Annotated in this window: 29 protein-coding genes; 18 read left to right on the top strand and 11 right to left on the bottom strand. The window is 41.4% G+C overall.

Features of this window, described 5'->3' with window-relative positions; genetic code table 11:
• Positions 1 to 22: 22 nt before the first annotated feature.
• The 18 genes from RTX21_RS14365 to RTX21_RS14280 all read left to right on the top strand — a co-directional run bounded on the left by RTX21_RS14365 (position 23) and on the right by RTX21_RS14280 (position 12,959).
• The gene (locus tag RTX21_RS14365; RefSeq protein ID WP_312768697.1) at positions 23 to 811 is read left to right on the top strand and encodes a hypothetical protein; all 789 of its coding nucleotides are present in this window, start codon (positions 23 to 25) and stop codon (positions 809 to 811) included.
• A 199-nt stretch (positions 812 to 1,010) separates the two neighbouring features.
• Entirely contained in the window at positions 1,011 to 1,316 is a 306-nt protein-coding gene (locus RTX21_RS14360) for a DUF4134 domain-containing protein (protein ID WP_002979435.1), read from the top strand.
• Positions 1,317 to 1,327: 11 nt separating this feature from the next.
• Positions 1,328 to 1,657, top strand: coding sequence for a DUF4133 domain-containing protein (locus tag RTX21_RS14355; RefSeq protein WP_060776077.1), 330 nt, complete (start codon positions 1,328 to 1,330; stop codon positions 1,655 to 1,657).
• Positions 1,654 to 4,155 (top strand): TraG family conjugative transposon ATPase, encoded by a 2,502-nt coding sequence (locus tag RTX21_RS14350; RefSeq protein WP_312768696.1) that lies wholly within the window; start codon positions 1,654 to 1,656, stop codon positions 4,153 to 4,155. Before RTX21_RS14355 ends, RTX21_RS14350 begins: the two co-directional genes overlap by 4 nt.
• Before the next feature lie 27 nt (positions 4,156 to 4,182).
• A complete protein-coding gene (locus RTX21_RS14345) occupies positions 4,183 to 4,815 on the top strand; it encodes a DUF4141 domain-containing protein (protein WP_312768695.1) in 633 nt (210 codons plus the stop codon).
• A gap of 2 nt (positions 4,816 to 4,817) precedes the next feature.
• A complete protein-coding gene (gene traJ / locus RTX21_RS14340; protein WP_312768694.1) occupies positions 4,818 to 5,813 on the top strand; it encodes a conjugative transposon protein TraJ in 996 nt (331 codons plus the stop codon).
• A 27-nt stretch (positions 5,814 to 5,840) separates the two neighbouring features.
• Positions 5,841 to 6,464 (top strand): conjugative transposon protein TraK, encoded by a 624-nt coding sequence (gene traK, locus RTX21_RS14335; RefSeq protein WP_312768692.1) that lies wholly within the window; start codon positions 5,841 to 5,843, stop codon positions 6,462 to 6,464.
• An 11-nt stretch (positions 6,465 to 6,475) separates the two neighbouring features.
• On the top strand, positions 6,476 to 6,907 hold the full coding sequence (locus tag RTX21_RS14330; protein WP_312768691.1) for a hypothetical protein: 432 nt from the start codon (positions 6,476 to 6,478) through the stop codon (positions 6,905 to 6,907).
• A 20-nt stretch (positions 6,908 to 6,927) separates the two neighbouring features.
• Positions 6,928 to 7,215: a nitrogen regulatory IIA protein gene (locus RTX21_RS14325; RefSeq protein WP_312768690.1), complete on the top strand. Its 288-nt coding sequence runs from the start codon at positions 6,928 to 6,930 to the stop codon at positions 7,213 to 7,215.
• The gene (gene traM, locus RTX21_RS14320; RefSeq protein ID WP_312768688.1) at positions 7,202 to 8,557 is read left to right on the top strand and encodes a conjugative transposon protein TraM; all 1,356 of its coding nucleotides are present in this window, start codon (positions 7,202 to 7,204) and stop codon (positions 8,555 to 8,557) included. Before RTX21_RS14325 ends, traM begins: the two co-directional genes overlap by 14 nt.
• An 85-nt stretch (positions 8,558 to 8,642) precedes the next feature.
• Positions 8,643 to 9,545 (top strand): conjugative transposon protein TraN, encoded by a 903-nt coding sequence (traN, locus tag RTX21_RS14315; protein ID WP_312768687.1) that lies wholly within the window; start codon positions 8,643 to 8,645, stop codon positions 9,543 to 9,545.
• A 21-nt stretch (positions 9,546 to 9,566) separates the two neighbouring features.
• Positions 9,567 to 10,127, top strand: a complete 561-nt coding sequence (locus tag RTX21_RS14310) for a conjugal transfer protein TraO (RefSeq protein ID WP_312768685.1) — start codon at positions 9,567 to 9,569, stop codon at positions 10,125 to 10,127.
• 11 nt (positions 10,128 to 10,138) lie between these two features.
• Positions 10,139 to 10,588 carry a DUF3872 domain-containing protein gene (locus RTX21_RS14305; RefSeq protein WP_312768683.1) on the top strand — a complete coding sequence of 150 codons (450 nt, stop codon included), beginning with the start codon at positions 10,139 to 10,141 and terminating at the stop codon, positions 10,586 to 10,588.
• Between the two features lie 202 nt (positions 10,589 to 10,790).
• Entirely contained in the window at positions 10,791 to 11,078 is a 288-nt protein-coding gene (locus RTX21_RS14300; RefSeq protein WP_312768682.1) for a molybdenum ABC transporter permease, read from the top strand.
• A gap of 35 nt (positions 11,079 to 11,113) precedes the next feature.
• The gene (locus RTX21_RS14295; protein WP_312768681.1) at positions 11,114 to 11,557 is read left to right on the top strand and encodes a VOC family protein; all 444 of its coding nucleotides are present in this window, start codon (positions 11,114 to 11,116) and stop codon (positions 11,555 to 11,557) included.
• A 151-nt stretch (positions 11,558 to 11,708) separates the two neighbouring features.
• Positions 11,709 to 12,020, top strand: a complete 312-nt coding sequence (locus RTX21_RS14290; RefSeq protein ID WP_312768680.1) for a helix-turn-helix domain-containing protein — start codon at positions 11,709 to 11,711, stop codon at positions 12,018 to 12,020.
• Positions 12,001 to 12,294 carry a helix-turn-helix domain-containing protein gene (locus tag RTX21_RS14285; protein WP_312768679.1) on the top strand — a complete coding sequence of 98 codons (294 nt, stop codon included), beginning with the start codon at positions 12,001 to 12,003 and terminating at the stop codon, positions 12,292 to 12,294. Before RTX21_RS14290 ends, RTX21_RS14285 begins: the two co-directional genes overlap by 20 nt.
• Before the next feature lie 281 nt (positions 12,295 to 12,575).
• Positions 12,576 to 12,959 (top strand): DNA-binding response regulator, encoded by a 384-nt coding sequence (locus tag RTX21_RS14280; protein ID WP_312768678.1) that lies wholly within the window; start codon positions 12,576 to 12,578, stop codon positions 12,957 to 12,959.
• A gap of 256 nt (positions 12,960 to 13,215) precedes the next feature.
• On the opposite strand, the gene RTX21_RS14275 is transcribed toward RTX21_RS14280, so the two are convergent.
• The 11 genes from RTX21_RS14275 to RTX21_RS14225 are packed head-to-tail and all read right to left on the bottom strand — an operon-like array spanning position 13,216 to position 19,785.
• Positions 13,216 to 14,022 (bottom strand): PRTRC system ThiF family protein, encoded by an 807-nt coding sequence (locus RTX21_RS14275; protein WP_312768677.1) that lies wholly within the window; start codon positions 14,020 to 14,022, stop codon positions 13,216 to 13,218.
• A complete protein-coding gene (locus RTX21_RS14270) occupies positions 14,022 to 14,744 on the bottom strand; it encodes a PRTRC system protein B (RefSeq protein WP_312768675.1) in 723 nt (240 codons plus the stop codon). Before RTX21_RS14270 ends, RTX21_RS14275 begins: the two co-directional genes overlap by 1 nt.
• On the bottom strand, positions 14,744 to 15,910 hold the full coding sequence (locus RTX21_RS14265; protein ID WP_312768674.1) for a hypothetical protein: 1,167 nt from the start codon (positions 15,908 to 15,910) through the stop codon (positions 14,744 to 14,746). The genes RTX21_RS14270 and RTX21_RS14265 overlap by 1 nt, the downstream gene beginning before the upstream one ends.
• Before the next feature lie 17 nt (positions 15,911 to 15,927).
• A complete protein-coding gene (locus RTX21_RS14260; protein ID WP_124986857.1) occupies positions 15,928 to 16,146 on the bottom strand; it encodes a PRTRC system protein C in 219 nt (72 codons plus the stop codon).
• 17 nt (positions 16,147 to 16,163) lie between these two features.
• The gene (locus tag RTX21_RS14255) at positions 16,164 to 16,775 is read right to left on the bottom strand and encodes a PRTRC system protein E (RefSeq protein WP_109568719.1); all 612 of its coding nucleotides are present in this window, start codon (positions 16,773 to 16,775) and stop codon (positions 16,164 to 16,166) included.
• Positions 16,776 to 16,787: 12 nt separating this feature from the next.
• Positions 16,788 to 16,982, bottom strand: coding sequence for a hypothetical protein (locus RTX21_RS14250; protein ID WP_109568718.1), 195 nt, complete (start codon positions 16,980 to 16,982; stop codon positions 16,788 to 16,790).
• A gap of 10 nt (positions 16,983 to 16,992) precedes the next feature.
• Complete coding sequence (locus RTX21_RS14245; RefSeq protein ID WP_312768673.1) at positions 16,993 to 17,331, bottom strand: molybdenum ABC transporter ATP-binding protein; 339 nt, start codon at positions 17,329 to 17,331, stop codon at positions 16,993 to 16,995.
• Positions 17,328 to 17,825, bottom strand: a complete 498-nt coding sequence (locus tag RTX21_RS14240; protein WP_312768671.1) for a hypothetical protein — start codon at positions 17,823 to 17,825, stop codon at positions 17,328 to 17,330. Before RTX21_RS14240 ends, RTX21_RS14245 begins: the two co-directional genes overlap by 4 nt.
• A 23-nt stretch (positions 17,826 to 17,848) precedes the next feature.
• Positions 17,849 to 18,223 carry a hypothetical protein gene (locus RTX21_RS14235; protein WP_312768669.1) on the bottom strand — a complete coding sequence of 125 codons (375 nt, stop codon included), beginning with the start codon at positions 18,221 to 18,223 and terminating at the stop codon, positions 17,849 to 17,851.
• Positions 18,224 to 18,276: 53 nt separating this feature from the next.
• The gene (locus RTX21_RS14230) at positions 18,277 to 19,350 is read right to left on the bottom strand and encodes a DUF932 domain-containing protein (RefSeq protein ID WP_312768666.1); all 1,074 of its coding nucleotides are present in this window, start codon (positions 19,348 to 19,350) and stop codon (positions 18,277 to 18,279) included.
• A gap of 42 nt (positions 19,351 to 19,392) precedes the next feature.
• Entirely contained in the window at positions 19,393 to 19,785 is a 393-nt protein-coding gene (locus RTX21_RS14225) for a single-stranded DNA-binding protein (protein ID WP_312768664.1), read from the bottom strand.
• Between the last annotated feature and the right edge of the window lie 447 nt (positions 19,786 to 20,232).

Below are 20,232 nucleotides of genomic sequence, written 5' to 3'. Positions count from 1 at the left end.
ATAACGCCCTAAGCATACAGATATGATTAAATCCAAAAACGACCCGGATTATATATTCGAGGAATATAAAGGTTATACCATCGCCAGCCACAAAAACAATGTGGTCGGTAAAGATATAGACAATCTTATCATTGTCTATAAATCTGACGAGTTCCCCAAGCACGGCTATATCATTGGGCTTGATGACAGTAAGCTGTCAGGGCATAGAAAATCCGTACCCAACAATATAGAGGATGCCAAAGCCTATATAGATTGGGCGGTTAAAATACGTGAAGAAAAGGAAATGGCAACACAGCCCGAAAACGCCTATGACTTACGGGTAAACAAAGGAATGTTACCAATCATTGATATTGCCGGGCATACTTTCTATGTGGATATTCGTATGGATATGCTTCGACCTAAAGACGATTTTCTTTCTAAGGGAATTGTTTTCTCCAATATACAGAACTACTATGATGAAGATAAAAGAACCTATACCATTCCGTACAATCCTACAACACACGAATTTCAGGAGCCGGATTATAAAAACATAAAAGAGCTTCCCAAAGATTTAATTGCTGTGGAATTTCCGTCAGAAAGATTACTTGACAGAATTGGCTGGAATAGAAAATATGGTTTTGAATTGACACACGGTTTGGTACATCAGGGTTTGAAATTACAATTTGAAGCAAAGCTAATACCGTGGGAAAAAACCTTTCTCGTGGATTTGATAAAAAGCAATCTGAAAGCGGAAAAGAACCAGCAAAAAACCAAAGAAAAGCAAGAGCCGGACCGACCAAAGAAAAGCAATACAAAAGGTCGAAAAATGTAAATAAATGTATCAGACAGACAACGCCAAACAGTAAAATGCTTGGCGTTTTTTTATTCCAAAACATACCACTATAAAGCCATTGAACGCCAAACACTTCCTTTGAGTGCCACTTTACGGCAACGCCTCATTTTCCATAAGACATTTGTCCCGAAAGCCCGCAAGGTGTGGGATAACAATAACAAATTAATGTGTTTCAATTATGGAAAAACAGAGAAAAAAAGTTTTGCTGGCAGCCGTGGCGATGCTGTCAGGAATTGGTGCGTTCGCACAGGGAAACGGCTCGGCAGGTATCAACGAAGCTACCCAAATGGTAACAAGCTATTTCGACCCCGCAACCCAATTAATCTACGCCATCGGTGCGGTGGTTGGGCTCATCGGAGGCGTTAAGGTGTACAACAAATTCAGTAGTGGCGACCCCGATACCTCGAAGACGGCAGCTTCGTGGTTCGGTGCGTGTATCTTCCTGATTGTAGCGGCTACCATTCTGCGTTCATTCTTCCTTTAATCTTTTGCCTTATGAATTACAATATCAACAAAGGCATCGGAAGAACGGTGGAATTTAAGGGGTTGAAAGCACAGTACCTTTTCATCTTCGCAGGTGGGTTACTCGGCACGCTCATCTTCGTAATGATACTGTATATGGCAGGTGTAAATTCTTACATCTGTCTGTTCCTCGGAGCCGGAGGTGCTTCACTTATCATCTGGCAGACCTTTACACTGAACAGGAAGTATGGCGAACACGGACTGATGAAGCTGGGAGCCATTAAGAGGCATCCCCGCTACATCATTTGTCGCAAGCCTGTACACAGGTATTTAAAATTCACTCCTAAATCCAAAACCGTATGAGAAATGTAGCTAAGACAGCCACATTGGAAAACAAATTTCCTTTGCTGGCAGTAGAGAACAACTGTATTCTTTCTAAAGATGCAGACATTACCGCTTGTTTTGAAGTACGGTTGCCGGAACTGTTTACCGTTGCTTCGGCTGAGTACGAAGCCATTCATTCCGCCTGGCACAAGGCAATTAAAACCTTACCCGATTTTACGGTCATCCACAAACAGGATTGGTACATCAAAGAAAGCTATGCTCCCGATTTGGCACAGGAAGACCAGAGCTTTTTGTCAAAGTCGTATCAACGTCATTTCAACGAGCGACCGTTCCTGAACCATTATTGCTATCTGTTTCTGACCAAGACGACCAAGAACAGAATGCGTATGCAAAGCAACTTCAGTTCGCTTTGTAAAGGCACACTCATTCCAAAGGAAATCAATAAGGAAACGATACACCGATTTATGGAAGCGGTGGCACAGTTTGAGCGTATCGTGAACGATAGCGGGTTTATAACCCTGCGACGTTTGACCGAAGACGACATCATCGGTACGGACGAAACACAGGGATTATTGGAACAATACCTCACGCTGTCCAGAGAAGCCAGAACACCGATGCAGGACATCGCTTTAAATGCTGAAGAAGTCCGTATCGGAAACAAAAGGTTGTCATTGCACACCTTGTCCGATACGGACGACTTGCCTGCTACCGTTTCGGCTGATACCCGATTTGAAAAATTATCTACCGACCGAAGCGATTGCCGTCTGTCGTTTGCTGCACCTGTGGGATTGTTGTTGAGCTGTAATCACATTTACAATCAATACATATTCTTGGATAACAGCGAGGACAACCTGCAAAAGTTTGAGAAATCTGCCCGTAATATGCACTCGTTGGCTCGGTACAGCCGTGCCAACCAAATCAATAAGGAATGGATTGAGAAGTATCTGAACGAAGCACATTCGTTCGGGCTTTCATCTATAAGAGCGCATTACAACATAATGGCGTGGTCGGAAGACCCGAACGAGCTTAAACAGTTGAAAAACGATTGCGGTAGTGCATTGGCATTGATGGAATGTAAACCAAGGCACAATACTACGGATGTAGCCACTTTGTACTGGGCGGCAATGCCCGGCAATGCAGGCGATTTTCCGAGTGAGGAAAGTTTTTACACGTTCATAGAACCTGCCTTATGTTTCTTTACCGAAGAAACCAACTACCACAATTCGCCGTCCCCTTTCGGGATAAAAATGGCTGACAGGCTTACAGGAAAACCTATCCATTTGGATATATCGGATTTGCCGATGAAACGTGGGATAATAACGAACCGGAACAAGTTCATACTTGGTCCGTCAGGTTCGGGTAAATCGTTCTTCACAAACCATATGGTAAGGCAATACTATGAGCAAGGTGCTCACGTACTGCTGGTAGATACGGGGAACTCGTATCAGGGATTGTGTGAGCTGATTAAAGGAAAAACAAAAGGGGAAGACGGTGTATATTTTACCTACACGGAGGACAACCCGATTGCGTTCAATCCTTTCTACACCGATGATGGCGTGTTCGACATCGAGAAGCGTGAAAGTATCAAAACTTTGATACTCACGCTTTGGAAACGTGATGATGAACCGCCTACAAGGTCTGAAGAAGTAGCTCTTTCCAATGCCGTTTCCGGTTATATCGACCGTATAAAAAACGAGGGCATTTTTCCATCGTTCAATGGTTTTTACGAATATGTAAAAGGAGATTACCGCAAAGTATTGGAAGAAAAACAGGTTCGTGAAAAAGACTTTGACATTGCCAATTTTCTCAACGTTTTGGAACCTTATTACAAAGGTGGCGAGTATGACTATCTGCTGAACTCGGACAAGCAGTTAGACCTGTTATCCAAACGCTTTATTGTGTTTGAAATTGATGCGATTAAAGACCACAAAATCCTCTTTCCCATAGTCACGATTATCATTATGGAGGTGTTCATCAACAAGATGCGAAGGCTGAAAGGTATCCGCAAGCTCATTTTGATTGAAGAAGCCTGGAAAGCAATCGCCAAAGAAGGTATGGCGGAATACATAAAGTACCTCTTTAAAACGGTTAGGAAGTTTTTCGGCGAAGCCATAGTCGTAACGCAGGAGGTCGATGATATAATCCAATCGCCTATCGTAAAGGAAAGTATCATCAACAATTCGGACTGCAAAATTCTCTTAGACCAGCGAAAGTATATGAACAAATTCGATGACATACAGGCAATGCTCGGATTAACGGACAAAGAGAAAGGACAGGTACTATCCATCAATATGAACAACGATGCCAGTCGCTTGTACAAAGAGGTTTGGATAGGTTTGGGCGGAACACACTCGGCAGTGTACGCAACAGAAGTTAGTTTGGAGGAGTATCTCGCATACACAACGGAAGAAACCGAAAAGATGGAAGTGATGCAACTCGCTTCCGAACTGGACGGTAACGTGGAACTCGCCATCAAGCATATCGCAATGCAACGGCGTGACAATGTAAATCAATAGTAATTAACAATCAAAAATTTCAAGACAATGAAAAAGTTTCTTTTTATGGTGTGTACGGCACTAATGTTTGCCGCAGCACCGTCCGCAAAAGCGCAATGGGTTGTAACCGACCCTGCAAATTTGGCTTCAGGTATTCTCAACTCTGCAAACGAAATCGTACAGACCTCTTCAACAGTGTCCAATGTGATTAAAAATTTCAAAGAGGTAGAGAAAGTGTACAAACAGGGTAAGGAATATTACGACAAGCTACAAGCTGTAAACAACCTTGTGAAAGATGCCCGTAAGGTACAGCAAACAGTGCTATTGGTAGGCGATGTGTCCGAAATGTATGTTACCAATTTCGGTAAGATGATGAACGACCCGAATTTCAAACCAAACGAATTGGTCGCCATCGGCAATGGTTATGCAGCATTGCTTAACGAAAGTACCGAACTGCTGAAAGAACTCAAACAGATTATAACCTCATCAAGCCTTTCGCTGAATGACAAAGAGCGTATGGAGATTATTGACCGTGTGTACAAAGAAGTTAAGGACTACCACAGCCTTGTTCGCTACTACACCAACAAAAATATATCTGTCAGCTACCTGAGAGCGAAAAAGAAAAATGATGCCCAAAGAGTGCTTAACCTCTATGGAACTGCTAACCAAAAATACTGGTAAAAATGGAATGGGATAATCTTCACGAACTCCTGCGTTCGCTTTACGACGATATGATGCCGCTTGCAGGCGATATGGCGGCAGTAGCTAAAGGACTTGCCGGATTGGGAGCATTGTTCTATGTGGCATTAAAGGTTTGGCAGGCTTTAAGCCGTGCCGAACCTATTGATATGTTTCCACTTTTGCGTCCGTTTGCATTGGGGCTTTGCATTATGTTCTTCCCAACTATGGTGTTGGGAACAATCAATGCGGTATTAAGCCCGGTGGTTACAGGAACACACGCCATACTCGAAGACCAGGTACTTGATTTGAACAAACTCCAACAGCAGAAAGACCAATTGGAATACGAGGCAATGGTCAGAAATCCTGAAACCGCCTTTATGGTATCGGACGAAGAGTTTGATAAAAAACTGGACGAGCTGGGGTGGTCGCCATCAGATATTGGTACAATGGCGGGAATGTATATGGACAGGACAGCCTATCAGTTAGAAAAAGTTATAAAGGACTGGTTCCGCAATCTTTTGGAAATACTTTTTCAGGCGGCTGCTTTGGTCATTGATACCATACGAACGTTTTTCCTGATTGTTTTAAGCATTCTCGGTCCAATTGCCTTTGCCATCTCCGTGTGGGATGGCTTTCAGTCCACACTCACGCAATGGCTCACGAGGTATGTGAGTGTTTACCTGTGGCTTCCTGTTTCGGATTTGTTCAGTTCGATGCTTGCAAGAATACAGTCCCTCATATTGGAAAAGGATATTGCGATGCTGTCTGACCCCACATTCGTACCCGATACCTCCAATACGGTGTATATCATCTTTATGATTATCGGTATCATCGGTTACTTCACTATTCCAACGGTAACAGGCTGGGTAATTCAGGCAGGCGGAGCAGGAAACTTTACACGTAATGTAAACCAAGCTGCAATGAAAGCCGGAAATATCGCAAGTGCCGGAGCAGGTTCTGCTGCCGGAAACATCGGAGGGCAATTGCTCAAAAAATAATGTAAAACGAATAATCATCATTTAACAATGGAATTTAAAACTTTAAGAAATATAGAAAACAGCTTCAGGCAGATACGTCTGTATGCCATAGTATTTGCGGTTCTCTGTATTGGTGTGGTAGGATTTGCCGTATGGAAATCGTACAGTTTTGCCAATGAGCAACGCCAAAAAATCTATGTGCTGGATAACGGTAAATCCTTAATGCTTGCCTTGTCGCAGGATGCGAGTATTAACCGACCTGTGGAAGCAAGGGAACACGTCAGACGTTTTCACGAACTGTTCTTTACCCTTGCTCCGGACAAGAACGCTATCGAGAGCAATATGAGCAGGGCTTTCAACCTTGCCGATAAAAGTGCTTTCGATTATTACAAAGACCTGTCGGAGAAAGGCTATTACAGCAGGATTATTTCAGGTAACGTACAGCAACGCATCGAGGTGGATAGTGTCGTGTGCAACTTCGACAATTATCCGTATGCGGTTCGTACCTACGCCAAACAGTTCATCATAAGGTCAAGTAATGTAACACGCCGTAACCTGGTTACTTCCTGCTATCTCGTAAACTCCGTTCGTTCCGACAACAATCCACAAGGCTTTAACATCGAAAAATTTGCGGTGGTGGAGAATAAGGATATTGAAGTCATCGAACGCTAAAATTTATGAATATGGAACAATCACTTGATTTAAACACGTTCGTAAAAACCCTTACGGATAAAGGATATAACGGTTATTTCCAAACGGAGAGTGCTTATGCAGGTAAGCTAAAGGACAGTATCAGCGATTTTTTGGAGGCGTGCAAGAACGGTACAGATAAACCGCTTAATGCAGACAGCTTTTCATTAAGGACTTACATCGAATGGAACGGCGAAGAAAAGCCGAAAACCGAATGTTATATGCGGGTACAGTACGAAGACGGCAATTTCGATGTGCAGAAAATGAACATTGAAAGAACAGACCGTTACGGGCAGTCAATGAAAAAATCGGAACTGACAAACCTTACAACAGGGTCAGTTCCGACCACAAAGGAAGCCCTTTCTAAAGTCCTCGACACACCTAAAGAACAGCTTGCTCCGAAAAAAAGAGGGTTTAGAATGTGATAACCTCAAATAATTAAAGTATGAAAAAATTAAGGGAAAATATGGACAGGTTTTTTGATAAGCTGGACGACCGTTGGAGAGCTTTACCATTAGCGAAGCAACACCAATATACGCTGTACTTCTTTATTGGTTATCTGCTTCTGACCGTAGGTGTTGTTGCCAAAGTATGGTACGATACAGGCAAGTCAAAAAACGATATGTCGATAGAGCATATCGAAAATCCTGTCCTCAAAAAGAATGAAAGTCCTGCAAGGTTGCAGGACACATTATCAACAATTTTAAAAAATCAGATTTATGAAAGAAAATGAGAACAAAAAGTCGGTTGTTCGGGTAACGGAAGGGAACCCGAAAGAAACCGCCGATGTACTGCAAAACGGTACGGAGAACAAAACGGAAAAGCTCAAAAAACCTTTGATTTTTGGTTTGATGGGTATTGTTTTCGTTGGCTGTATGTATTTAATTTTCAAACCGTCTGCTGACAAAAAGGAAATCGAAAACATCGGGCTAAACGATGCCGTCCCACAAGCTACCGGAGCAGGAATGCCTGCCGACAAAGGCAAGGCGTATGAGCAGGAAATGCTGGAACGCAAAGAACAGGAAAAGCGTAACGCTTTGGCAACACTTTCGGACTATTGGAATGCCGATGATAAGGAAGAACCTGCTGATGAATTTACAGAAGATGATGAAAACGAAAGCACAGGCTATGGAAACGGTGGTAGAAATTCGGGAAGAAACAATAATTCTGCATTGAACAGCTATCGAAATGCACAAAGTACATTGGGCAATTTCTATCAGGACAACAATTCGGAAACGATGGAACTCCGTAAGCAATTGGACGAACTGAAAGAAAAGTTGGCTGAAAAAGTTGTACCAAAGCCAACAACCGTAGATGACCAATTGGCATTAATGGAAAAATCCTACCAGATGGCGGCAAAGTATCTACCGACCAATACGACCACAGGCAACGCAGAACAACAACCCGTACCTGCAAACGGTACAGCTTCAGGAACTGCGGGTGCAAGCAAGAAAGAGTATTTTGTATCTTTTACTGCGGCAAGAAAAAATACCGTATCTGCCTTGTATCGTGAACCTACGGACAGCGAGTTTTTGGAAAATTGGAGCGAAACCCGAAACAGGGGTTTTTATACAGCAGGTGCTACCGAGCAAGTGGTACAGCCAAAAAACAGTATCAAAGCCTGCGTACACGATGCACAGACTGTTGTTGGCGAAACGGGTGTAAGATTGCGGTTATTAGAACCTGCAAAAACACCCAACCGTACCATCCCGCAGGGAACGATTGTAACGGCTAATGCCAAGTTTCAGGGCGGACGTTTACAGCTTAAAATTACCTCTGTTGAATTGGAGGGCAACATCATTCCGGTAGATATAACCATTTATGATTTGGACGGACAGCAAGGTCTGTATGTTCCATACTCTCCTGAAATGAATGCCCTTACCGAAATGGCAGGTAATATGAGCCAGACAGGTGGAACAAGTGTAATGCTGACACAGAATGCCGGACAACAGGTAGCTGCCGATTTAAGCCGTGGTGTGGTGCAGGGAATTTCGGGCTATTTCGCCAAGAAAGTACGCACCCCAAAAGTAACATTAAAAGCAGGACACCAGGTATTTCTTGTATCAAAACAGTAAAGTCAATTTCAAATAATTAAAAAATGAAACCAGTTCCGTGCAACGGATCTTGTTTCATTACCATAAAAATTAAATATCAAAGAAAATGAAAAATATTTTTAAAACATTTTGGGCAGTAGCCCTGACCATCGGCTCTGCCGTAACCACCTTTGCACAGGATAGTGCAACGGTAAAAACGCCTCTGGAATTGGGCAGGATTGAACCGTACCGTATGGAAGTAACGTATGATAAAACTTCGCACCTGATTTTCCCGACCGCTATCCGTTATGTGGATTTGGGTAGTGAATACCTGATTGCCGGAAAAGCGGAAGATGCAGAAAACGTATTGCGTGTAAAAGCATCGGTTAGGAATTTTGAAGCCGAAACCAACTTTTCCGTAATTACCAATGACGGACGTTTTTACTCCTTTAACGTGTATTACAGTTCTTACCCGGAAGCGTTGAGCTATGACTTGCTGACAATGCAAAAAGCGGTAGATAAAGCCAACGGAAACGATGTGCTTTTCGAGGAACTGGGAAACAATTCGCCGTCTTTGGCTGGCTTGTTATTGGAAACCATTTACAAGAAAGATAAGCGTATTGTAAAGCACATTGGGGCAAAGAGCTTCGGTATTCAGTTTATCCTGAAAGGCATTTACATACACAACGGCAAATATTATTTCCATACGGAATTGAGAAACAAAAGCAACGTACCGTTTAACATTGATTTTATCAATTTCAAAGTAGTAGATAAAAAAGTTGCCAAACGCACCGTAGTGCAGGAACGACCAATGATACCGCTTCGCACTTACAAACCTTTGGAGGACAGCATAAACGGACAATCTACCGAACAAAATGTTTTTCTCTTAGACCAGTTTACTATTGCCGATGACAAGGTTCTGCTGATTGAAATCTTTGAGAAAAACGGCGGACGACACCAAACGCTTCAGGTGGAAAATTCGGACTTAATCAAAGCCCGTGTAATCAATGATATGCACCTGAAATTTTAATAACCCTTTAAAGCAATTACAATGAATAAATATATCTATACCGTGATGCTGCTCTTTGTGGCCATCACGGTAACACAGGCACAAAGAATGCTACCCAAACAGAAAGGTTTGGAAATAAGCACAGGCATTTTGTCTGATGATAAAATCGGTAACGATTATTACATCAACCTCGGTATGACGGTAAATGGCAAAAACGGGAATTATCAGATATGGGCATTGGAATATACACACCAATATCACGATTATAAAGACCAACGCATACCACAGGAAACTTATACCGCTGAGGGCGGTTACAGTTTCTTTTTGTTGGGCGATACCCGTAAGAACATTACGCTCAACGCCGGGATAACAGGCGTTGTCGGTTACGAAAATATCAACCGTGGCGAAGAAATGTTGTTTGACGGTGCGAAGATAATGAGCGAAGATAATTTCATTTATGGTGCCGGTGGTCGGCTGACCTTTGAAACGTACCTGTCTGACCGATTTGTACTCGTCCTGCAAGGACGCACAAAAGTCTTTTGGGGTACAGATTTGCGACAGTTCCGACCGTCCGCAGGCTTGGGATTAAGGTTTAACTTTTAAAACGTAAAAAGATGATAGCAATATTTAATAAATTCAGAATAGGATTACTGCCGTTATATGTAATGCTGGCAGTCCTGACAAGTTCAGTTTCTTTGGTATCTTGCAGCAAAGATGATGACCTCGAAATACAAAACGATTTTCCTTTTGAGGTCAATGTAATGCCAGTACCAAAGGACGTTGCCAACGGACAGACTGTTGAAATACGCATTACCATACAGCGTACCGGAAATTACAGCAATACGCAATATTTCCTCCGTTATTTTCAATTTGACGGACAAGGCACATTGAGATATTACGATGAACCGCCGTATCAGCCGAATGATTTGTACCCATTACCAACGGAGCAATTCAGGTTGTACTATACTTCTACTTCTGCCGTATCACAATCCTTTGATGTGTGGATTTCTGACAGCTTTGGGAACGAAAAGCAAATAAGTTTTCAGTTTAACAGCAGTGATTAAGTAATATTTTATACATTGCGACAAACTCTGAATAATTTATTATTTCCATAAACAAAGAAAGCGGCTTATCTTAATGGTAAGCCGTTTTCGATTTTAAGCATTTGACAACAAATGGATTTATTAATAATACCTAAAAGTTTAAAAATCAACACCTATTCAGGTCTATTTTGTTTAAATTTACTTGAATTAAAATCTTGTGGCTATGAATGCGGTAACTTCTCAATTGGTGATGGGTATAATCCCGCTTGTGATAGGGATAGGGCTTATCTATTGGATAAAAAGAAGAAAATTTTACAGGCGTAATGCCGTAGGTGCTGAGGGTTTTTCGAGCTTTGAAGCATCGGTATTTATTCGCTTTATAGAGCGTGTAGGCAGATGGATTGCATACGCTTTGATAATTCTTGGCATTCTACTCATCTGGTCGTGGAGGCAGATGAAAAAGGATAAGGAAAAGAAACAGCAACAGGTAGAGGTACAAAGCACACGTTAGTTTTGGCTAAATTTGCAGCATATTAAGAACAGTGTATGAACGTAAAAGGTGCAATCATTTATTTACCCGTTGAGTTTCCGGAAAGGTCGGTAACATTCTACAAAAATCTATTCAGCAATACGCCTGATATATTTCTTGAAGACGGTTTGATTATTATCGAACTGCCTAACCTTAATCTATTCCTAATAGAAAAGAACAGGTTTGAAGCGTATTACAGCCTTAAAACAGGTCGTTCCGTACAACTTCCAAAAGATAATGTGGGGACAATTATGAGTTGTATTCTGTCGTCTGAAGAAGAAGTAGATAAAGCATTGATAAAAGTTTCAGAGTACGGTGGCAAGGTTACGCACGATGCTACTATCAATGAAACACTCGGCGTATATGCAGGATATTTTTCTGACCCCGATGGACATATATGGGAGCTTGCTTATTACCCTCCTGAATATAACAGAATTTTGAATTTCGTAAATCCCAACTAAATAAATCGGATAGCCCAAAAGGTTATCCGATTTTTTGTTTATGGCAAACGTAAAACGCCAAACACTGCCTTTCAAAGCCAAAGGGTGCAACATTCTTTAGCCCTGTAACAAGCCTTAATATCTTCGACTTCCACAGAAAAATTGAGCAAATATGGAAGTAATCGCAATAGCAAAATCCGCATTGGACGGAATGACGAATGATATAAAGGAGCTTTTGGAACTAACCGAAAGTGCTACCCAAAAATACACCCCGATTTTCAATGAAGAAAAATGGCTGGATAACCAGGAGGTATGCCTGATGATGAACATTACCAAACGGACTTTACAGACCTATAAGGACAAAGGTTTGTTGCCGTATTCTAAACTCAACCGCAAGAATTATTATAAACTCTCGGATGTACAGGCTTTGCTACAAGCCGGACAGCCGTACAATACAAATGACAATGGATTTACTGACAAATGAAACCGAAGAAATCATTGCCCATAAGGAAATGATTACGCAGTTACGAAACCGTATTGAGGAAATATTGAAAAATTACCGTCCTGTAATGAATGGAGAAATTTATCTGTCGGGCGAAGAGGTGTGCAGAATGTTACACATCAGCAAACGGACTTTACAGCAATACCGTGATGATACCATTTTACCATATATACAGATAGGTGGTAAGATAATCTATAAAGAAAGTGATATTCTGACCGTGCTGGAACAGAATTACATATCTATTCAAACTTCTTAATTACAATTAATTTCGTTCCGGGTATCTTTCCATCAAAACTACTTTTGTATATTTGTAAGTGAAAATATAGAAATACTTAAAGTGTTTTTGCTTTAGGTCTTGGTACTAAAAACTGGTAATTTTTGTAACCCCGAGGCAATAAGTAAGAACGCTCACGTCATAGGCGTGGGCGCTCGCTTATTCGGGGTTTGGGCGTACCAGTGCCTTAGTATCGGTAAGTGTGGTTGCCTGCGCCTTATTTTTTTGCAGGTTCCACCGACTAACATTAAAAAAATGGTAGTATGGAAACAATAAACACCCCCGAAAAAAACAGTCTTGCCCTTATCAATGATAAAAGCCCTGTTTTAGATTTTATCTGCAAAGACCTAATTGCTTCAGGATTTGAAATCTTATTCCGTTCGGAAAACATTACGAACGGCTTATCTCAATTATCAACATTAAAGAAACTCCCCAAAACGGCTATTATAGACCTTGACTTTTATGATGAGAATGTGCTGGAACAGCTTCAGGAATTAAAGGCTAAATACCCAACTATTAGACTAATTGCCCACAGTGATATTGATGATATAGAAACCGCAAAAATCCTTTCGGAAATAGGTGTAGAAAGTCATCTGCTTATCGGTAGCGATGCAGACGATTTTAAAAGAGCTATCGAGAAAGTTTAAATATCTGTTCTAAATAAAGCGACGTTCTTTTGCTTCTTTTCTTTGGTCGCTGTGTGAAAAGAAAAGAAGTCATACCATAAACAATAAATGGGATAATGAATATCCCACGCAAATAATGTCGCAACCTGTTTGGTAAAATGTGAAGTAAGGACGGTGCGTAGTCCTGCATTTTGGCAAAGGGGTTGCACCTTATAAGATGCAAAAAGACTGCCCGACCATCGGGAGGTGTGTCTTTTTGCCGCCCGATTTTCGGGCTTTACCCAACCTTTATCGGTTGGGTGCGGTAGTCTTTCAGATTGTGGAAAAATCCCCTGTATTCCGTCATTCCATAGCGAAATAAGTCCCAAAGTAAGGAACAACCCATTTGAGCCAATGAGCCATTGATAAACAAATCCTGTTTTTGCAATGCTTCGGCAAGTGAGCAACTTGGTGTGTCGTCCTGTTCTTCGGATTGCTTCAGCAAGTCGCCAAATTCTTCGGTAACAAATGGCAGGCTTGCCACCGTTTCGTATTTTTCGGAATTAGGCTGTTTTATCTCTCCGATAGTAGATAACAAAACTTGTCCTGTGTGTTGGCTGTTCCCAAAATCCAACCAATATTTTGGTGTATCTCTGTAACTTCTGCGGTGGCTGACTGCTTTCAGTATTTCGGCAACGCCAAAACGTGCCTGTACATTATCAACGCAAGTAATAGTAATGGTCGCCTGTGCTTCTTCGGGTATTCGCCCGAAATTATCCTTTTCAAATTTTCGGTTCTCCGCTTTCCAATTTGTACCGATACAACGGTTTACACGGTTGATTAAAGCAACGGATTTATACAATCCTGTTTCGCTTTCAAAAAAACGCTGTCTGCCTAAATTTGCAGTCGAGATAATATCATCATCCCACAATCTTACGGACAACCCTGCGTGTCCTAAAGCGGTCAAACTTTCGTTTATTTCTAACAAGGCTGTCAAAACTTTTGAGCCTGTGCCACCTGCTCCGATAAGGTTTACCGTAATGGGGTTGGTCGGGTTTAGCAGATAGTTGTCTGTAAAATGTATTTTTGTTTTATCGGTATTCATCACAATAGATTTTTAAGTGTTTTGTTGTTCTTTTTTAATGCTTCTTTCGGAAAGGGTTTGTTTGTATTAACAAGGTCTTTCCAAAGGGTTACGATGTTCTTTTTGGTCAAGTTCTCACACAATGAATGGCTGAAATAGGAATTGAAAAAATAATGCTCCCAAGCCTGTATAAATTCTTCAACCGAAGCCGAATTTTTAATATCAATACTTACCGTTCCCATACATACATTGCCTTTTTCGTAGATGTTGAAAAATGGGGTGTAATGCAAAGGTGTTTTCTCGGTGGGTCTTCTGTCGTTTGCCAAAGCAAATACAGTCAGACTGCTTTTGCTCGCCAACCAAAGCATTGCGGGTACTTGTGCCATTCCGTTGGGAATGCCCAGACTGTCCACAAAATACAGTTGTCTTTGCTGTGTTTTGGTGTACCATAGTACAGTGCCTTTATCAAGGCTCGGATTGATGTGCAGAACATTGGTAGGCAAAATTCCTTTTGACTTTAAAAAGGCGGTGTTCTTTTCTTCATCGGTCTGTAAACACTTTGCCAAAACATTGGCTTCTTTTACGGTCAATGGGTGGGCATTGATAGGGTTTCCGTCCTTATCCATATCGAAATGCTCTACATAGGTTTCTTTCTCCGTGCTGTTGGTTTCGTAAAAAACCAATGCTGATTTAGGAAAATAAAGCGTTCCGAAATTTGCTGTTATGTCGGTTGCATTGTTCATTATTCTGTGGTTTTATAGTTATTCAATAGGTATGAAAGGTCGTCCAATAGTTCAAACAGTCGGTTCTCAAAATCAAGGTTTCCAACCGATATTTTACTTCCGTCAAAGACTTTGTTAATGGTCGGTTCTTCCATTACTCCGTACTCGTTAAACTCGTTGTTGATGCTTTCTGTAAGGCTTTCATAAAGCCAACCTTTGGTATCGGAAATAAAGGAGATATACTTTTCCATTCCGATAACTTCGTTTTCGCAATCATCGTTATAGGGGTCTTGTTCGGGCATTGGTGCGTTTCGGAAAATACTTGCTGTCGGGTATTCCGTATAAAGGGCAAAGGCATTACAAGCCACGTTCCAACATTCTTTATCAAATGTATCACGGCTTTTAAAACGGCTTAAACGCTGTTCAAATACCGTTAGATTTATACGGTTGTATAACTTCTGCTCAATCTTGTCGCCAATGGTTTCCGCTTTCCTCAATTCATTTTTATAACTTTCGGTTTCTTCCGTTTCATCGTCATTATCTATCCAATCTTTATGCGTTTCATACAGCCAATACAAATAACTGTCCTCCTGTCTGTAATACGGTATTCGGGCAATATGGTACAGATAACTGCAAACCGAAGTCAGTAAATGTGCGGTGTGTTTTCGCTGTTTGTCGTGCAACATTTCAAAGAGTGGAACAATAGGAATGTAAAACAGCGTTGTACCTGTGTCGTATCTTTCCTCACTCGTTAAAAAGGTTTTCTTACTGTCCAGTATCAATTTAAAACCGTCCCAATTTCTAAGGCTTCGTTTCATTTTAGTGTCCATATCCCACATAGCCAGTACCATATTGTAGGGATAACCGTAATCCTGTTGGGTTGGCATTGGCTCAATGCTGTAATGCTCGGCAAGTTTGGAAAGGGACTGATAAAAATCCCTTTCCGATTTCTTACAAGCCTGTACAGATTGTGCTGTTTTCAATTTAGGCAGAAACGTACATTTTAAAAAACCATTGGTAGCATTGCTATCGGTACGGATTTCCGTTTGTCTTTTTGTACTTGGTCTGCGTCTTTTGGTCTTTGCATCCATTGTGCGAACTCGCCCAACTGTCGGTGCAACTTCTGTTGCCTTTGCTGTTCGGGTATATGGATTGTTCCCGATATTTTGTTGCGTTGCATAGTTCATTGCTTTACGGTTTTAAATTATCCTTTTGTCCCCATTACGCTTTCAAATCTGTACTCGACTGCATCGTCCTTAATCTTCGGTGCTGATACCTTTGCAGTTGTCAAAATCGGGTACATATTGGCGTAAAAATTCATTACTGCTTCCACGCTCCAACCTGTTTCGGGGTCGGTCAATGTGATTTCCTGTCCTTTATCTTTGAGTATAAAAACTCTCGGTAATACTGTTGCTAATAACATAAATTCGATTTTAAGGGTTAATACTGTTCTTCGTTCTCGTCTGCTTCATCAATGGGATAATCGGCAGTAGCTTCTACCGTTTGTAGTGGCTCTGCGGTTGGTTCTTCCATTGCTCCGAAAAGGCTCGGTGTTGCAAACTTGTCGGACAATGATGTTTTGCGTTTGCGTATCTCATCTGCTTTTTCGGGAAACTCCGTAATGTCAGGTACTTTCATCCACGCTTCACGGAATTTGCCCTCTTTCTCCAGCTCGTCCACCTTTGCCATACCGTCTTTGTATTTCTTGTCTTTGGCTTCTTTTTCCTTTTTGGCTTTCTCGGCTTTCTGCTTCTCCATTTCGGATTGCATTTTGACTGCTTCCATTTGCTTCATAAAGGCTTCCATATCGACCATTAAACCCGAAACGGTTTGTATAGGTGCGGTTATCTGCTGAAAAAATCCCTCGTCAAACTCTTGGGGCGTGGCGTTAAATGTCAATGGGGGAATGAGGTTTTTGGCACTATCTCCGCATTGCTCATTGTTGAGAATAATCGATACAATTAGGTTATTTTCTACTCCCTTAGAAATGTTCAGTTGCAATACTCCTGTAAAATCCAATTGCTGTATTTGATTGAAAAAATTTGTGTTCATTGCTCTTAAATTTTAATGTGTTGTTACTTGTTCTTTGATTGCTGTCAGTTTCTCGTACATATCCACCCAATAGGCTTTTTGCCTTTTGTCAAACTCCGAAAAACTTTTATCCTTATGCCTGTATTCCTTGTAGTCTGCCGTTATTCTTATGGCTTCGTCAAGGTCTGTTACTTCAATTAGGCAACCGTTTAAATCTGTTATGTACATTGCTATCCTGTTAATTTTTGATTTCTGCGATTTGCTCAATCTTGCCGTAAACAATGGTTTTAAGGCTTGTTTTGTCGGGAGCATTGTATTCGTGCCAACTGTCGTACTGCTTTACCAAATAAGTTTTCAGCACATCTTCAAACCCAAAACGATAGCCTTGCAAGGGAACGGCTTTTTTGAAAAAGGCATTTCGGTTTACGGCTTCCGCAAGCCAATTTTTCTCGGCTCGGTTCATCTTCTCTCCTTTGTTCAGTTTTTCCCTTAGCAGGTACACTTTAGCGTATTGCAGGGATTGTAATTCGGGTACATCGTGACGTACAAACTTTGTAGCTATTGTTTCAGTTTTCATTGTACTTGGTTTAAAGGTTGATGATTTTCAATTTTCCGTTCCAATAGAGTTTCCAATATGTCGCAATCACTTTCGTGAGGTTCGCCCTCAAAGTGGTAGGTATCGGTTTCTTCGTCAAAGTGAAACTTTTCAAAGTCCTCGTACTCCAAATAAATATTCGTGAGTAGCTTGTCAGAATAGGTTGCCCTGCCATATACAAGGTTGCTCACTTCTTCATAGTCCTGTGAGAAACTCACATTATACTGTTCTGCTATCTTTTTCAGCACTTCAGTATTTGGCGACCATTTTGTTTCGTATTGAAATATCCCTGTATCGCCCTCGTTACAATAGATGTCGAAAAAATAACCGCCATTGCTATCCTCTACGAAGTCGGGCAATTGTCCGCATTCTTCTTTTTCCTGTTTTTCAGCCATTGCTTTGAATAGCTGTTGTATCTGTTCGATTGCTTCGGGTGTTCCCTCGAAATAAACCGTATTGTTGCACCAATTAACCATAATCAAATGTTTTATTGTTAGTGTTAATTTTCTGCGGTGTAAACCCCATTTACATAGTAGCCGTGCGACTTTTCCCAAAGGCGTATTAAACCGTCTGTATCTATATAGAAATGCTCTGTACGATTGCAGTAAATAATAAATACGCTTTCGTCTTTATGCTTCTTTTCAAGGCTCTTGGCTCTCGCCAGACTTTTAGCTTCCTCGATTGTTGTTGCTTTCATATCCTGCTGTTTTGTATCGTTTAAAATTTCTACTATATCCACAATGGCACATTCGGGGCAACCCTCTGAGGTTGTTATCTGCTGTATAGCTCCCTGTTTTCCGCTTAGTGATACTACTCTGAGCGTTGTTGTGCCTGTGTCGTGCTTCAGCGTTGCTTTATATATTCCTATTGTCATTGCTTGGGTTTTATAGTAGGCTACCACCGATTAAGGCGGTAGCCTGTGGTTATTTAATTAAGGTTTAGGATTTCCGCACCGTCCGAAGCAAAGGCGGTACACAACTCAAATGCTTTCTGTGATTTGAGTTGAGCCGTTCCACCTAATACAATGGATTGTAGTTTGGCTTCGTTGTCTTTGTAACTGCGTACATTTTGGAAATAGCCTGTAACAGCGTTGTACGCTCCGAACAATGTACCTTTTGTGGTGTCCATTTGTTGGGTGTCGCTTGTCATTGCGTATGCAAATGCGTTCTCAACGGTGTTTTTGAACATTGTGGACATTTCATCTTCCGCACCTTTTTTGATAAGGTCAAGCGTTTCTTTGTTCGGGCAAAGTGCCAACTGTATCAGTTTTCTAACCTCTTTGTCTGTTGCTCTTACCTTTGTCCAATCGTTGAAAATGCCCTGTAATTGGTCGCTCAATGTGTTTGCCAATCCCATAATCTTGTGGGCGTTCTCGATACGTTGTTTTGCTCCCGAAGTGTGCTTAATACGGACAACGTTGGTCATATTACGCAATGAAGCGTTTAAGGTATTTTGGCAAACGATACGGATAGGCGTAAACGCTGCGGTAATACTTCCGCTACCATCGTGCGAAGTGGTAAGGAAAATGTATTTCTCCGTTACATCATCGCCATTGCCTACACGGATATAGTCAGGCAGTTTGGCTGTGATAAAAATGCGTTCTCCGTTGCCCAATGCTCCTGCGGTTTCATAGAGAATGCCCTCGCCACCGCCTACGATAGCATCAAAGAAATTAAAGGCTTCACGGTTTTGTACGATATGGTAATCTTTACCCACTACGCCCAATACTGCATTGTTATCGGTGCGTATGTTGGCGAAATAGTTAGGTACTTCCAATTCGCTACTGCCTATCTCTATGCCTTTGGCAGTTTCGATAATGCCCGAACCTTTGGTAAATAGTGGGGATTTCACTACCTCGTAATCTAACCCTGCGTGTTTGATTGCTTCCTCGCTTGTTGGGTATTGCTCCACGATTTGCCCCAAACCGTGCCACGCTTTTTGCTCTACTGAAAAGAAACTGTACTTTCCTGTTTTCTCGTTGAAATTGATGTTATGTGCCATTTTGATAAAATTTTGATGTTAAAAAATGATTGAATTGTTGTTTTAGAATGGTAGGTCGTCCTCTGTTCCCTGTGCTGTAAATCCGTTGCTTTCTGATTGTGCAGTAGCTTGTACGGTTTCGGCTCTGTTGCCACCTCCGTGCAATTTGATTTGTGAGGTGTGGAAATTCAGACCTGCTCTTGCTTCGCCCTCTTTGTTTACCCACGCTCTTGTGCTTACACGTCCTGTGAGTTCTACCAAAGTGCCTTTTGTCAGTAGCCTTGCCACGTTTGCGGTTATCCAATAGGCACAATCGAAGTAGGTTGTTTGCTCTACTCGTTCGCCCTGCTTGTTCTTGTAGCTGTCGTTTACCGCTACTGAAAAGTTTACTACCTGTTTTTCGTTCGACAATGTGCGTACTTCCGCATTTCTTGTCAGTCTGCCTGTGATGTTCATCTTCTTTGATTTTTAGTTATTGATTTCGATTTGTTTTTTTTTTGATTTATTCGGCAATGAGAGGAGGTGCTGTTTCGTTTCATTACCATTTTCAATGCTTTTAATCTTCGTATCTGACATTTTTTTTTATTCGTGTAAAGAGCCGGAGTATGCTATGTTTCGTTTCACGAGCATAAAAGGTTCGTGTTTAGCCGACACAAGGTTTTGGAAAACAAATACTACCCAACGGGTGGAGATTTTTTTCCAAACTTGCGTGACCTTTTGGTGGCGTTAAGAACACGGAAATACCTTTGCTCTTGAAATGAGACAAAAAAGCATACGGCACTTTGGATAAAAACTATTGTGGAAGCCTAAGAAGATGGCATTTGAAAATGGTTCGTAGTGATTTGAAATAACACTTCCAATTAGCTGGATTGATAAATGTTTTTTTAGCTTGTGTGGCTCTCA

This window comes from Epilithonimonas sp. (assembly GCF_032054305.1).
Classification (GTDB): domain Bacteria; phylum Bacteroidota; class Bacteroidia; order Flavobacteriales; family Weeksellaceae; genus Epilithonimonas.
Note: the sequence above shows the minus strand (reverse complement) of the source record. Positions and strands in the feature narration are given on the sequence as shown.